The organism is Evansella sp. AB-rgal1, assembly GCF_041820985.1.
In the GTDB taxonomy this organism is placed as follows: Bacteria; Bacillota; Bacilli; order Bacillales; family Salisediminibacteriaceae; genus Evansella.
Window position 1 is genome coordinate 101,181 of sequence record NZ_JBGUAU010000007.1, and the last position, 14,335, is coordinate 115,515.

Sequence of the window (14,335 nt, forward strand, 5' to 3'; positions counted from 1 at the left end):
TAGAATTTTTTCGTTCAATTACTTGTCTCCTATTTTACACGAATTACGTCTGCTTAGTCATTTCTTTTTACTAAATCAGGAATTATTTTCAAAGCTTCCGCTAACTTAGAAGGATCTTTTGCTCCAGCCTGTGCCATGTCAGGACGTCCACCACCGCCGCCGCCACATCGTGTAGCAACTTCTTTTACTATGTTTCCTGCATGGTGACCTTCTTTTACTAAGTCTTTTGAAACACTCGTAACAATATTTACTTTACCATTGTTAACCGCAGCAAGCACGAGAATACCTGATTCTATTTTTTCTTTTATAGAATCCGCCATTTGACGTAATCGATTCATATCTGGAACATTTACTTGCTTTACAAGAAGAGAAACACCATTCACCACTTCCATGTCGTCAAGAATATTCCCTGCTTCTAATTGACTTAGTTTTGCAGCAAAGGATTCATTTTGTTTTTCTACTTCTTTCAATTGTGATTGAAGTTGTTCAATTCGATATGGAACATCGGAAATCTTTGTTTTCAATATTCTAGCTGCATCCTTTAAATAATCAACTTGTTGATTCATAAATTCATACGCTTTTTTTCCAGTTACAGCTTCAATACGACGAACTCCTGCCCCAATCCCACCTTCAGAGACAATCTTAAACAAACCAATTTCCGCTGTATTATTTACATGACATCCACCACAAAGCTCTAAGCTATAATCTCCTACTCGCACAACACGTACAGTTTCGCCATATTTCTCTCCGAATAAAGCCATAGCTCCCATTTCTTTTGCTTCCTGTAAACTACGATAAGTGGTTTGTACGGAAATTCCCCCCCAAACCTTCTCGTTAACAATGCTTTCGATTTCCTCTAATTCTTTTTCATTTATTTGTCCGAAATGAGAGAAGTCAAATCGAAGACGTTCATTTGCCACAAGTGAGCCAGCTTGGTTTACATGTTCTCCAAGTACATCCTTCAGAGCCTGATGTAACAGGTGAGTTGCGGTGTGGTTTTTCACTACACCTTTTCTGTTTTTTTCGTCTACTTTCGCTGCAAAAGTACTATTCGTATTTAAGGTTCCTCTAGAAACCTCAACAGTATGAAGATTTTGTCCATTCGGTGCCTTTTGTACGTCTTTTACAACTAATGTAGTATCCTCGTTTTCGAACGTTCCATAGTCTGCAATCTGACCTCCACTTTCTGCATAGAAAGATGTTCTATCAACAATAATTTGTACAGTGTCTCCCTCGGAAGCTTCTTCTACAAGCTCTTTTTCCTTCACTATTGCTTTTACAACGGAAGGAATTTCAAGTACATCGTACCCTACAAATTCACTTTCCTCTTTTATTTTTCCTAAAACCTCATCCTGTGACTGCATAGAGCCAGAATCTTGACGAGCTTCTCTAGCACGGCTTCGTTGTTTTTCCATTTCTGCTTCAAAGCCTTCACGGTCAATTTCAAACCCAGCTTCTTGAACATATTCTTCCGTTAGATCTACTGGAAAACCATATGTATCATAAAGTCGAAAAACATCCGTTCCTGCAATTGTTGCTTGATTTTCTTCTTTTGCTTTCTCCATTACACGTCCTAATATCGTTAGACCTTCATTTAACGTTTCATGGAAGCGTTCCTCTTCATTTTTTACTACCTTTTGAATGAATTCCTCTTTTTCCTTCACTTCTGGATAAAAATCTTTCATAATATCTCCCACAACAGGAACTAGTTCATACATAAATGGTCGTTCAATTTCTAGTTGCTTTGCAAATCGTACTGCACGACGGAGCAGCCTCCGTAACACGTAACCGCGCCCCTCATTTGATGGAAGTGCGCCATCTGAAACCGCAAACGTTACTGTTCTTACATGGTCCGCAATTACCTTGTATGCAGTGTCTGCTTCTAATGTTTTACCATAACTCTCATTGGCAATTTTCTCTGTTGCTCTTATGATCGGCATAAACAAGTCTGTGTCAAAGTTTGTTTTTGCGTCTTGGATAATGGATACCATACGCTCAAGACCCATCCCTGTATCAATGTTTTTCTTAGGAAGTGGAGTGTAGCTACCATCTGGGTTATGGTTAAATTGTGAAAAAACAAGATTCCATACTTCTAAGTATCGTTCATTTTCCCCACCAGGATATAGTTCTGGATCATTAGGGTCACTTCCATAAGACTCCCCACGATCGTAAAAAATTTCTGTATTAGGACCACAAGGACCTTCTCCGATATCCCAGAAGTTTTCTTCCAAACGAATAATTCGTTCTTTCGGTAAACCAATTTCTTTATTCCAAAACTCAAAAGCTTCCTCATCTTCAGGGTAAATCGTAACAGAAAGCTTATCTGGATCGAAACCAATCCACTTTTCACTTGTTAAGAATTCCCACGCCCAATGAATTGCTTCTTTTTTGAAATAATCTCCAATAGAAAAATTACCAAGCATCTCAAAAAATGTATGGTGTCTTGCTGTTTTTCCAACATTTTCAATATCGTTCGTACGGATAGATTTCTGTGCATTCGTAATTCTTGGATTTTTAGGAATCACACGACCATCAAAGTATTTTTTTAGTGTGGCAACCCCGCTATTTATCCATAGTAACGATGGATCCTCATGTGGAACTAGAGAAGCACTCGGTTCTACATCATGCCCCTTTTCTTTGAAAAAATCTAAATACATTTGTCTAACTTGAGCTGAGCTTAATCGTTTCATCGCATTATCCTCCTGATCTTATTTAACATTTTATTTTTTTTGATGTGGTTCAATATGAGTTTTGTACATTTTTGCGTTTTTTGTGCGATCCTCGCGTTTTCTGTGCGATTCAACCACGTTTCTGTGCGTTCCTCGCGTTTTCTGTGCGGTCCTACCACGTTTCTGTGCGATCCTCGCGTTTTCTGTGCGGTCCTACCATGTTTCTGTGCGTTCCTCGCGTTTTCTGTGCGGTTCAACCACGTTTTTGTGCGATCCTCGCGTTTTCTGTGCGGTCCTACCATGTTTCTGTGCGATCCTCGCGTTTTCTGTACGGTCCTACCATGTTTTTGTGCGATCCTCGCGTTTTCTGTGCGATTCAACCACGTTTCTGTGCGTTCCTCTCGTTTTCTGTGCGATTCAACCACGTTTCTGTGCGTTCCTCGCGTTTTCTGTGCGGTCCTACCACGTTTTTGTGCGATCCTCGCGTTTTCTGTGCGATTCAACCACGTTTCTGTGCGTTCCTCGTGTTTTCTGTGCGGTCCTACCACGTTTTTGTGCGATCCACCTCCAACTATGAAAAAAAACAAAAAACTCCCATCCCTAATAACAGGGACGAGAGCATGCTCACGCGGTACCACCCTAGTTACAAAGCCTTGCCACCAGAACGTTCGGCTTTGTCACCTCAATACAAACGAATAACGGTCGTCAACCGGCAGGATTTCGCCTGCTCTCAGGAGTAGCTAATTACAAACCTGTTCCTAGAATTTCTCGCAGCCAAGGAAATTCCTCTCTGTGAGACCTTAGTCTCGAATAGGGGGTTTCGTAATATTAATTCCGTCATCAATTTTGATTTTTTATACTTATGTTATTATAAAAAACTGATTACTTGTTTGTCAACTTAATGTAAAGTGAAAAAGAGAGCTTCTATAAGTTAAGCACCTTTTTCATTCACTACATCCCTTACACCTTCTCTTCCGTATATACTCCCTTTCTTTCTCTAATTATTTGTCTTGCATGTAATATGATAACCCTCAAAATAGTGAGAATAGGTACGGAGATGATAAGACCAATCACTCCCCCTAACTCCCCACCTACTACAAGCGCAAAGATGATTAATACGGGATGCATATGCAAGCTTTTTCCTACAACAAGTGGAGCAATTAAGTTCCCTTCAATAATTTGTACAATTATATTAACAACTAAACCTAAAATAACTAACTGAAAAGACTCTGTTAGAGCTATAAATACAACTGGAATTACTCCTATAATTGGTCCAAAATAGGGAATGACATTTGTTAATCCAATAAATACGGCCAATAACAATGCATACGGCATATCGATAATCCAAAATCCAATATAAGCTAAAATTCCAACTAAAGCACAAACCATTAATTGCCCTCGTATATAATAACCCAATGATTTATCAATATCTTTAATTAAACTGGCCCCTTCCTTCCTTGCTTTTTTGGGAGTTAGATACCAAGTTACCTTTTTAACTAAATCCATATCTTTTAACAAATAAAAAACAATAAACGGAATGACTATTAACAATAACATCCAATCAACAAGCTGTCGTAAGATAACTCCTATCATAGCTAGAGATTCAGCAATATATGCTTCTCCACTCTCCATCCAGCTTTCCACTCTGTCTTGAAAAGTGGTAGGGAGTACTTCTGTTTGTTGATGAATTTCATTTGCTATATTACTGTAAGTCTCAGCCATTATAGGCAATTGTTCTAGTAAATCCTGACCTTCTTCTAAAATATAAGGGGTTCCCTTGAAAATAATCCAAACAAATCCGACTACAAACAGTGTATATATTAAAATAATAGATAGTGTGCGGGGAAAATGACGCTTTTCTAGTGCCCCGATAATAGGATGCAATACATATGCAATTACAGCCGATAATAAGAAAGGAACTACAATACGACCAACAAGTTCGAAAACTGGTTGAATGTATGTAAATATAGTAACAAACATAAAAAGAACGAGTCCTATTAATAACACAAATGTAAACCGTAATATCCAGTGTACTAGGCGATTTTCCAATTTATATCCCCCTTTTATTAAAAGTAATGGAAGAAAAGTCGACCCTTATAATAAGAGTCGACCTTAATATCCAAACATATATCAAACTCGTTAGAATAATCGAGAGGCTACATTACTCATTTGCTTTCTTAGACGCTTTTTTGTCTTTTGGTCCATTTTTGAATATGCATACGCCCCTGCACCAATTGCTGCTAACTTTGTAAAAGTTCCCATTTTACGTCACCACCCTGTATAGTTTACTCCATCTCAATTCGTCTTTCATCCTCTTCGAATATATCATCAAGAGAGCTTAAAGACCCATCCACTTCTACTTGATGTAGACAAAATCTTCCTCCAGAAATAGATAGTTCAATGAAGCAATTCCAGCAGTAGTATTGATTTGTTCCGATCTTTCCAATATCTTTCCCCTTGCAATTTGGACAGCGCATGTTGATCTCCTCCAGATACTCATGATTCCGAACTCATAACGAAGTAATTATTCTCATACAATAATGGTGTTTTTGATTTTACAACTCTAACTCCATCTTGTAGATCAGAAAATAATCCTTCCGTTAGTTCATACCCTACAATCATGCCCGTATCTGGTAAAAAATATACGTCTTCGATTAGACCAATTGTTGCTCCGTCCTTTTTCCTCAGTGGTTTTCCAATAATATGATCGCGTCCTTCACAAAGACGTTTATCCTTCTTAGCGATGGGTTTTAAGTTTATATTGTTGTTAACATACATTCCATCTCCATCAACATGCACAATGTCCTCAATCGGAAGGAAATGCTTCTTTGACCACCATCTTCCTGTTTGAATCCAATATCCTTTCACCTTCTCTTTTTTATAGGAAAGGACTAGATCGGAGACAATGCCTACTCTTTCTTTATTTTGGTTAAAAAAAATAGGAGCTCCCTTGACTTTTTGAAAAGTTCGCAAAGGATATCCCTCCCTTCGAACATTCTTAGTCTGTGGAAACACCTTTAATTTCATGCTGGTAGTCATTTTCCAATGTGTTAACTTTTAACTTTTCAGCTAACGTAGTATTCCGTTTCATATCATGATTATTTTTCACGGCATATTCTAGAGCATTCCACTCCCCACACATAAGTAAAAAGCTTTTTGCTCGAGTAATTCCTGTGTAAATTAGTTTTTTTCGTAGCATTCGATAATACCCTTTCACTACTGGCATAACAACGATCGGAAATTCACTTCCTTGTGATTTATGAATGGAACAACAATACGCGTGGGTAATTTGAGATAAATCTGGTTTTGTATACGTAACTTCAATCCCATCAAAAGAAATCACTATTTTCATTTCTCTATCCGTATTTTCCTTCTCTGTAAAAATAGCAACAATTTCTCCCCGGTCGCCGTTAAATACATTTTCTTCTGGATTATTCACTAGTTGTAAAACAATGTCTCCTTTACGATAAATAACATCACCATAAGGAACTTCTCTCCGTTGTTCTGTTGGAGGATTAAAAAGCTTTTGCAACATATCATTTAGATTTTCCACCCCTGCTATCCCTCTATACATAGGTGCTAGCACTTGGATATCCTTCGCAGTGTATCCTCGTGTCATCGCCCGTTCACATATCTGTTTCACTACATCTGGAACTTGCTGTTGTGCACAAGGGAAAAAGCGTAAATCCCTACTTTTACTATCGATACTTTCAGGTAACTTACCATCTTTCACCTGATGGGAAAAATCAATAATATGTGACCCTTCCGATTGGCGATATATATCCGTAAGCTTTACATATGGAACTCGCTCAGTTTCTAACAAATCAGATAAGACTTGACCAGGACCTACAGAAGGAAGTTGATCTTCATCCCCGACTAATATAACTTGCATCGTCTTTGGGATTGCTTTAAAGAGTTGATTTGCAAGCCACGTATCAACCATAGACATTTCATCTAGGATAATAAGATCTCCTTCTAACGGCTCTGTTTCATCTCTCTCTAAGTCCTCTTCATTTCCTTTATATCCTAGAAGTCGATGAATTGTCGATGCTGGTAATCCTGTAGATTCACTCATCCTCTTCGCTGCACGACCAGTAGGAGCCGCCATAAGAATTGGGAATGTATCCTTCTTACCGTGATCTTCTGGATTCACCGAAACACCTTTTAATAACCCAAACACTTCCACTAATCCTTTAATAACAGTAGTTTTTCCTGTTCCAGGTCCACCAGTTAAAATCATGATAGGAGAATGGATCGCTTGTTTAATCGCTTCTTGTTGGGATGGGGCATAGCTAATTCCTAATGATTCTTCCACTTCACCTAAAGCCTTATAAAACTCAGAATCAGGGAATTCCTCTAACTCTACCTCATTAGAAAGGAGACGATTGATATTCGTAACAATTCCATGCTCTGCATAAAATAAAGTAGGAAGATACATCTTGTTCTCTTCCACAATTATTTTTTCTTCCGCACCTAAGGACATTACTTGATCAGCTATCTCTAGAGGAGTTATTTCTTCTCCACCTTCTTTTTCTAACAATTCCTTCGCACTCGTTACGATTGTTCTGTTTTCCACATAAACATGTCCTTCATTTAATGAGTTCTCATTAAGGGTATACAGAATTGCTGCCTTAATTCGGTCTGGATGATTTCCTGTAATCCCTTGTTTTCTCCCAATTAAGTCCGCTCTTCCAAAACCAATTCCTTCTACATCCTCAATCATTTTATATGGGTTTGATTCGATTATTTCTAGAGCCTGTATTTTATATGCCTGATACACCTTCATTGCTAATTGAAGACCAAAGCCGAATTCATAGAGCCTTAGTAGCACTTGCTCAATCCCTTGATCCTCCATCAAGGTTTGATATATTTCCTCTGCCTTGTTTGGCTTAAGACCAGGAATTCTTTCTAAAGAGGCACGGTCTGCAATAATCGTAGAAACTGCCTGTTTTCCCAAAACATCTACAATTTTTTCAGCCGTCTTCCTTCCAATGCCGGGAAAACGGTCACTGGATAAGTACAAAATAATTCCCTGCTCTGTTTGGGGCATTACTTTTTGAAACTGATCTACTTTGTATTGTTTTCCAAATCGAGGATGATCCGTGAAATGACCATGAAATAAATAATTTACATCTCGTTCTAACGCAGGCATAACCCCAACGATGGTTGCTTCTTTTTCATCATACGAATGAGATGTTTCTATTACTTTTATTTTTGCTACGGTGTAGAGAGTGTCTCCATTGTGGTAGATAAGATGGATAAGCTCTCCCTTAATATAATCTTTGTCTTGTAACGGGGTCTCGCTCATAAAGAAACCTACTTTCTTTTACTCGTCACCTTGCTTGAGTAGTTCTTCCACTTGTTTTTTCCCATTAGCACTCAAGAGGTGATCTGGCTGAATATCTAGAGCCTTATTAAACATTTGTAGTGCTTTTTGGAGCTCATTTTTATATGTATAAGCAACACCTAAATTAAAAAAGCTATCGGAATGACTGTTATCAATAGCTATTATTTCTTCAAATACATGCACAGCTTCGTCAATCTGTTGTAATTGAGCTAATGATAACGCATAGTGAAATTTCGCATCCACATCTTCTCCATTTAGTTCCGTTGCTCGTTGTAGACTTGGAAGAGCACGAGTTAAATCTCCTTGAAGATAAAAGCTCATTCCTAGCATATAATATGCGTCACCTTCTTGTAACCCCTTTTGTAACGCTTCCTGAAATGCATCAATTGCATCGATGTAATTCTCTTGATTATACAACACATTTCCTTTTCCGTAATATGCTGTTGCTAATGATTCATCTAATTCTATTGCTTTGTTGAAAAAAATAATGGCTCTCTCTTCTTCATGAACAGCAGAAAGGAGATTCCCAAAATTTGTGTAAGCAACAGCATCTTTAGGATCTTCCTCAATAGCTTCATTTAATATTTGGGCAGCCTCTTCTAATTTTCCTTCTTTCATTTTCTCCACTGCAATTTTATTTTTATCCATTTCTTCCACTCCATTTCATGAAAAAATATGTTCATTTTCTTAAAAGAAGAGGACTGATTCGCATCAGTCCTTCAGCACTTCATCAATCGTACCCCCACCTAAGCAAACATCTCCATTGTAAAACACAACAGATTGACCTGGTGTAATAGCTCTTTGTTTCTCATGAAATTGAACTCGGACTTTATTATTAGAGAGTTTTGTAACAGTAACACCCTGATCACCTTGACGGTATCTGAATTTCGCTGTACACTCGAACGAATCATCTGATAGAGGGTCGTTAATCCAGTTCACTTTTTCTGCCACTAAACCATCCGAATATAAAGCTGGGTGATGATAGCCTTGTCCTACATATAATATATTTCCCTCCAGGTTCTTGTCTACCACAAACCAAGGTTCACCCGCTCCACCAATTCCAAGTCCATGACGTTGTCCTAGAGTATAATACATAAGTCCGTCATGTTTTCCTTTGACTTGTCCGTCTAGCGTTTGCATTTCCCCTTCTTGGGCTGGTAAAAATTTACTAAGAAATTCTTTAAAGTTTCTTTCCCCAATAAAACAAATTCCTGTACTATCCTTTTTCGTAGCAGTAGCAAGTTCTGCTTCTTTTGCAATTTCTCTAACGCGGGGTTTCTCAATTTCTCCAATTGGAAAAAGTACATGCTGTAGCTGCTCTTCGCTGAGAGCATTAAGGAAATACGTTTGATCCTTGTTACTATCTACTCCTCGAAGTAATTCCACTCGGCCATTTTCTCGACGAACTCTTGCATAATGACCAGTTGCCACAAAATCCGCTCCTAAAGACATAGCATGATCTAAAAATGCTTTAAATTTGATTTCTTTATTACACATAACATCAGGATTTGGTGTTCTACCAGCTTTGTATTCTTCTAAGAAATAGGTAAAAACTTTATCCCAGTATTGTTTTTCAAAATTTACAGCGTAATATGGAATATCTAATTGGTTACTAACTCGAATCACGTCGTTATAATCTTCTGTTGCGGTACACACTCCATTTTCATCTGTGTCATCCCAATTTTTCATAAAAATACCGATGACTTGGTAACCTTCTTTTTTCAACAAGTACGCTGCTACCGAAGAGTCTACACCTCCAGACATCCCCACAACTACTCTTGTATTGGCTTTATTATTCAATGTTTTACTCACCCGAATGACCTCCTTTCCAAATAAACAGTCTATTTGGTAAGTCTTTTTATTACTTTTACTGTTCTTTCTGCTGCCTCTCTTATATCTTCAATTGTTAGTCCGTATCCGAAACTAAATCGAATGGCTGAATGACTTCTGTTTATATCATCAAACATAGCGGTTAATACGTGCGATGGATCAATAGAACCTGCTGTACACGCAGAACCACTAGATACTGCCACTCCCTCTAAGTCCAGATTCATAAGCATGGATTCTACACTTAAACCTGGAAAACTAACATTTAAGATGTGAGGTAAATAGTATGTTTCATCACCATTTATTTTGAAACTGATATTTTCATGATTGAAAATCTGGAGCATTGTTTCTCTATATTTATTATATAACTCTCGCCGATTGTCTAAATCTTTTATGGAAAGTTCCACCGCTTTCGCTAAACCTACAACTCCAGCTACATTTTCGGTTCCAGCACGTCGTTTTCGTTCTTGCTCTCCCCCATAAAACAATGGAGAAAATGTAATACCTTTTTTCGCATAAAGAAATCCGATCCCTTTTGGACCGTTTAACTTATGTGCAGAGACGGCAAGGAAATCTACTCCTAAGTCCTTAACATTGATAGTCTCCATTCCAAATGCTTGTACAGCATCTGTATGAAAAACAGCTTTATGTTCAGATAATAAGCTCCCAATTTCTTTTATTGGTTGAACTGTTCCAACTTCATTGTTTCCAAACATACATGATACGAGAATTGTGTCCTCACGTAAAGCTTCAGCAACTGAATTAGAATAAATTCTTCCTTCCTCATTTACATCAAGATACGTAACCTCAAAACCTTGTTTTTCTAAAAATTCAAAAGCATGCAAAACTCCATGATGTTCTACTTTTGTAGTGATAAGGTGATTCCCTTCATGCTTATGAGCGGTTGCATAACCCATAATTGCTAAATTGTCTGCTTCTGTACCACCACTAGTAAAAATAATTTCATCAAATGATGCACCAATTGTTTTTGCTATATAATCTCTTGAATTATCGAGTCCTCTTCTCGCTTCTCTACCGAATTGATGGATGCTGGAAGGATTTCCAAAGAAAGATTCATAATATGGTTTCATCGCTGCAAATACTTCCGGATGAACTGGTGAAGTTGCGGCATGATCTAAATAGATACGTTTCATTTATAACACCTTCTATTAATTAAAGTCTCTAATACGACTTATTTTTTTATGCTTCATTTCAATAGAATACCCATTTATGTACAAAAAGAAAAGTGAGGAAGCTTTTCTTTCACTTTTTCCTCACTTTTCAATGGGCATTCGGTCATTCCATAGGAAGTTGATGTTTCTAAAACATCTAATAACGTATTTTCATCCGTCATGGTGCAAATTTTCACTTGAATGGAAGTCTACCCTGAAAATTATGTAGTTTTTAAACGATGAATTTTAAATATAGAACATATAATATTCTTGATCGCCTTTGTCTTCGTAGTTAGCTAAATCGGCTAATGTAGTATTATCAAGAACATTTTTTACTGCATCTCTTATTTTAATCCATAGATCTCTTTTTGCTGGTTCCTCGTCATCTACTACCTCAACTGGGCTGATTGGTCCCTCTAGTACACGAATGATATCTCCAGCAGTAATTTCTTCTGGGGCTTTTGATAGCATATATCCCCCGTATGCCCCTCTTACACTTTTAACCAACGTTGCATTTCTTAAAGGTGCAATTAACTGCTCTAAATAATGTTCAGATAAATCGTGGTCCTTTGCAATTGATTTTAATGAGATTGGACCTTCCCCATATTTTTTGGCCAATGCCATCATAATTGTTAATCCGTATCTACCTTTAGTGGATATTTTCAACTTTAACCCCTCTTTCCATCCGTCTATCAGTCCAATGCTGACACCAAACTAATGCTATACCTGTAACATGTCCAATTGTAACACTAAATAAAATTGTTCCTATAAAGACAGGCCCCCCTAGTATCCAACCTACTACTAATACGGTAACCTCCATAAAAATTCGAACCCTAGCTACAGTTGTACCTAATTTTTGTGAGACTGCTAGCATTAAACTATCTCTAGGACCTACACCACATTTTGGTGATATGTAAATACCAATCCCTAAGCCCATTATTAGAATACCTATTACAAGCATGATTCCTTTTACTAACAAGTAGTCAGGTGTTTGGAGGATAAACAAAAAAAAGTCTACAAAAATCCCAACAAATATCATGTTTAAGAAGGCTCCGAGCTTAGGTAATTCCTTTGAAATAAGTGTAGCAATAAGTAATAATATAAATCCCATAATAATAGTCCAAGTACCTACTGTTAAGCCAACCTTCTCGGTTAAACCAATGTGTAAAACGTCCCATGGGGCACTTCCTAAATCTGCTCTTATTATGAGTGCAATACCAAAACTCATGACAAGTAAGCCAATAAAAAACACACTCCACCGAAACATTCTGTGATGACTGTTTTCCTGCACGCTCTCGTCTCCCTCAAAAAGAGAATGTTAAAAGTCTGCTTTTATGTATTATGCAGAACCATGCTCTTTTCATAATTCTCTCTTTGTTTCGTAACTATTATAGCATACATATAGCCTTTTCGGTCCATGAGTGTTAAGATCATTTCGAGTAACTTTTTTATAAGTTTACCCTGAAAATACGTGTATGAGACTAAAATGGAATACTAACTTTGTTGGTTGTATTCCATTCGCTTCATTCCACTCCTTTCCGTGGGGAGTTGCCGATCCCCCTCGAAGAATTCCGCCTAAGTACGTGCCCACGTCCAGTGGGCACGGCGTCATGTCGCCATCCTGGCTCCGTTCTGCGGGTTTCTCGCCTTTACTCTGCTTCCCACAGGAGTTCGTGGACTTGCGCTCATTGCATATACAGTTAAATGTACTAATTATACTCATAAGGTTTTTCAGTCGTTATGTTGCAAATTTCTCCCTTGCATGCGGAAAATTAATGACTCTTTTCTTTGAAGAAAATGCTAACTAATTACATAATACAATAAGATTTTTATAGGATAATTTTTGGAAGGAGGAGATATACATGGATTTGTTTGATCATTCTCGTGAAAAGACGGCACCGAAAGGTCCATTGGCAGCTAGGATGCGACCTAGAACAATAGATGAAGTTATGGGTCAAACGGAGATTATTGGTAAAGGTACTTTATTACGACGAGCTATCGAAGCTGATCAGCTTACACCAATGATTTTTCATGGTCCTCCTGGAACAGGAAAAACAACATTAGCAAGAGTCATTGCGAATACTACTTCTGCACACTTTGAACAATTAAATGCAGTTACAGCCGGCATTAAAGATGTACGGGAAGTTGTCCAACGAGCAAATGAACGTTTAAAGTATGATCAAGAAAGAACTGTCCTGTTTATCGATGAAATTCATAGATTTAATAAAGGACAACAGGATGCTCTCTTACCATTTGTTGAAGATGGAACGGTTGTCCTCATAGGGGCTACCACAGAAAATCCCATGTTTGAGGTAAATCCAGCCTTATTATCCCGGTCTCGACTATTTCGTCTTCAATCACTTACAAACGATGAACTGCAAGATGTTCTGACTACAGCTATTATTGATAAAGATAGAGGGTTCGGTGCATATAAAATAACTATAGATGAAGATGCAATGCATCATCTCGTTGACGTAGCAAATGGAGATGCACGTACCGCATTAAACGCATTAGAATTAGCAGTCTTAACAACAGACCCGAAAGATGACGGGGTAATATATATTAATTTAGAAACGGCAGAAGCATCTATTCAAAAACGGGTATTACAATATGATAAATCAGGTGACCAACATTATGATACTATTTCAGCATTTATTAAGAGTATTCGTGGTTCAGACCCTGATGCAACATTGTATTGGTTAGCCAAAATGATTTATGCAGGAGAAGATCCTCGTTTTATAGCAAGAAGAATCTATGTTCATGCTGCGGAGGATGTGGGGCTAGCAGATCCAAACGCTTTGCTTGTAGCACAAGCCGCCGCGTATGCTGTAGAGTTCATCGGAATGCCTGAAGCAAGGATCCCTCTAGCTGAGGCTGCGTTATATTTAGCAACCGCTCCAAAGAGTAATGCTGTTATTTCTGGAATTGATTCAGCATTAAAAACGGTAGAGTTAGAAAAATCAGGTACAGTACCAGTCCATCTAAGGGATGCACATTATAAAGGTGCAGCTAAACTTGGTCATGGTGAAGGATATAAATATCCACATAATTACGAACACCATTATGTACCTCAACAATACTTACCTGATCATTTAAAATCCAAACGTTTTTACACTCCATCTACAAACGGGTACGAAAAAACAGTACAGAAAAGACTAGATTACTTTGAAGAGAGAAAAAAGAAAGGTGAATAGACCGACTTTTAACGAATGATCTTGAGAAGATCATTCTTTTTTAATACAAACTTCTTGATTCGCGACACTAAGAAAGTGAGAGTATCCCATAACATATTTTCTCAGATTAGCCTTAAAATATATATC

The 14,335-nt window shown here is 37.7% G+C and carries 12 protein-coding genes; 1 reads left to right on the top strand and 11 read right to left on the bottom strand.

From position 1 onward, the window contains the following. Positions 1-53 precede the first annotated feature (53 nt). The 11 genes from alaS to ACERII_RS07665 all read right to left on the bottom strand — a co-directional run bounded on the left by alaS (position 54) and on the right by ACERII_RS07665 (position 12,306). A complete protein-coding gene (alaS, locus tag ACERII_RS07615) occupies positions 54-2,690 on the bottom strand; it encodes an alanine--tRNA ligase (RefSeq protein WP_373641280.1) in 2,637 nt (878 codons plus the stop codon). Between the two features lie 939 nt (positions 2,691-3,629). Continuing rightward, positions 3,630-4,718 (bottom strand): AI-2E family transporter, encoded by a 1,089-nt coding sequence (locus ACERII_RS07620; RefSeq protein WP_373641283.1) that lies wholly within the window; start codon positions 4,716-4,718, stop codon positions 3,630-3,632. A gap of 90 nt (positions 4,719-4,808) precedes the next feature. Then, on the bottom strand, positions 4,809-4,931 hold the full coding sequence (locus ACERII_RS07625) for a hypothetical protein (RefSeq protein ID WP_373641284.1): 123 nt from the start codon (positions 4,929-4,931) through the stop codon (positions 4,809-4,811). Between the two features lie 23 nt (positions 4,932-4,954). Next, complete coding sequence (locus ACERII_RS07630) at positions 4,955-5,146, bottom strand: hypothetical protein (RefSeq protein ID WP_373641285.1); 192 nt, start codon at positions 5,144-5,146, stop codon at positions 4,955-4,957. Between the two features lie 19 nt (positions 5,147-5,165). After that, complete coding sequence (locus ACERII_RS07635) at positions 5,166-5,642, bottom strand: PRC-barrel domain-containing protein (protein ID WP_373641286.1); 477 nt, start codon at positions 5,640-5,642, stop codon at positions 5,166-5,168. 25 nt (positions 5,643-5,667) lie between these two features. Then, entirely contained in the window at positions 5,668-7,977 is a 2,310-nt protein-coding gene (recD2, locus tag ACERII_RS07640; protein ID WP_373641288.1) for an SF1B family DNA helicase RecD2, read from the bottom strand. A gap of 18 nt (positions 7,978-7,995) precedes the next feature. Then, entirely contained in the window at positions 7,996-8,664 is a 669-nt protein-coding gene (locus ACERII_RS07645) for a tetratricopeptide repeat protein (RefSeq protein ID WP_373641289.1), read from the bottom strand. Between the two features lie 63 nt (positions 8,665-8,727). Beyond that, on the bottom strand, positions 8,728-9,828 hold the full coding sequence (gene mnmA, locus ACERII_RS07650; protein WP_373641291.1) for a tRNA 2-thiouridine(34) synthase MnmA: 1,101 nt from the start codon (positions 9,826-9,828) through the stop codon (positions 8,728-8,730). Positions 9,829-9,857: 29 nt separating this feature from the next. Beyond that, entirely contained in the window at positions 9,858-10,997 is a 1,140-nt protein-coding gene (locus ACERII_RS07655; protein ID WP_373641293.1) for a cysteine desulfurase family protein, read from the bottom strand. Positions 10,998-11,261: 264 nt separating this feature from the next. Then, on the bottom strand, positions 11,262-11,681 hold the full coding sequence (gene cymR / locus ACERII_RS07660; RefSeq protein ID WP_373641295.1) for a cysteine metabolism transcriptional regulator CymR: 420 nt from the start codon (positions 11,679-11,681) through the stop codon (positions 11,262-11,264). After that, entirely contained in the window at positions 11,665-12,306 is a 642-nt protein-coding gene (locus ACERII_RS07665) for a YczE/YyaS/YitT family protein (protein ID WP_373641296.1), read from the bottom strand. The genes cymR and ACERII_RS07665 overlap by 17 nt, the downstream gene beginning before the upstream one ends. A 571-nt stretch (positions 12,307-12,877) precedes the next feature. On the opposite strand from ACERII_RS07665, the gene ACERII_RS07670 reads away from it, so the two are divergent. Further along, on the top strand, positions 12,878-14,209 hold the full coding sequence (locus ACERII_RS07670; protein ID WP_373641297.1) for an AAA family ATPase: 1,332 nt from the start codon (positions 12,878-12,880) through the stop codon (positions 14,207-14,209). Positions 14,210-14,335: the final 126 nt, after the last annotated feature.

Bases quoted from the DNA above. Each gene is read 5' to 3' on its own strand.
- ACERII_RS07645 (WP_373641289.1), bottom strand. From the start codon at position 8,664: ATGGATAAAAATAAAATTGCAGTGGAGAAAATGAAAGAAGGAAAATTA.
- ACERII_RS07625 (WP_373641284.1), bottom strand. From the start codon at position 4,931: ATGGGAACTTTTACAAAGTTAGCAGCAATTGGTGCAGGGGCGTATGCA.
- ACERII_RS07655 (WP_373641293.1), bottom strand. From the start codon at position 10,997: ATGAAACGTATCTATTTAGATCATGCCGCAACTTCACCAGTTCATCCG.
- ACERII_RS07670 (WP_373641297.1), top strand. From the start codon at position 12,878: ATGGATTTGTTTGATCATTCTCGTGAAAAGACGGCACCGAAAGGTCCA.
- ACERII_RS07630 (WP_373641285.1), bottom strand. From the start codon at position 5,146: ATGCGCTGTCCAAATTGCAAGGGGAAAGATATTGGAAAGATCGGAACA.
- alaS (WP_373641280.1), bottom strand. From the start codon at position 2,690: ATGAAACGATTAAGCTCAGCTCAAGTTAGACAAATGTATTTAGATTTT.
- recD2 (WP_373641288.1), bottom strand. From the start codon at position 7,977: ATGAGCGAGACCCCGTTACAAGACAAAGATTATATTAAGGGAGAGCTT.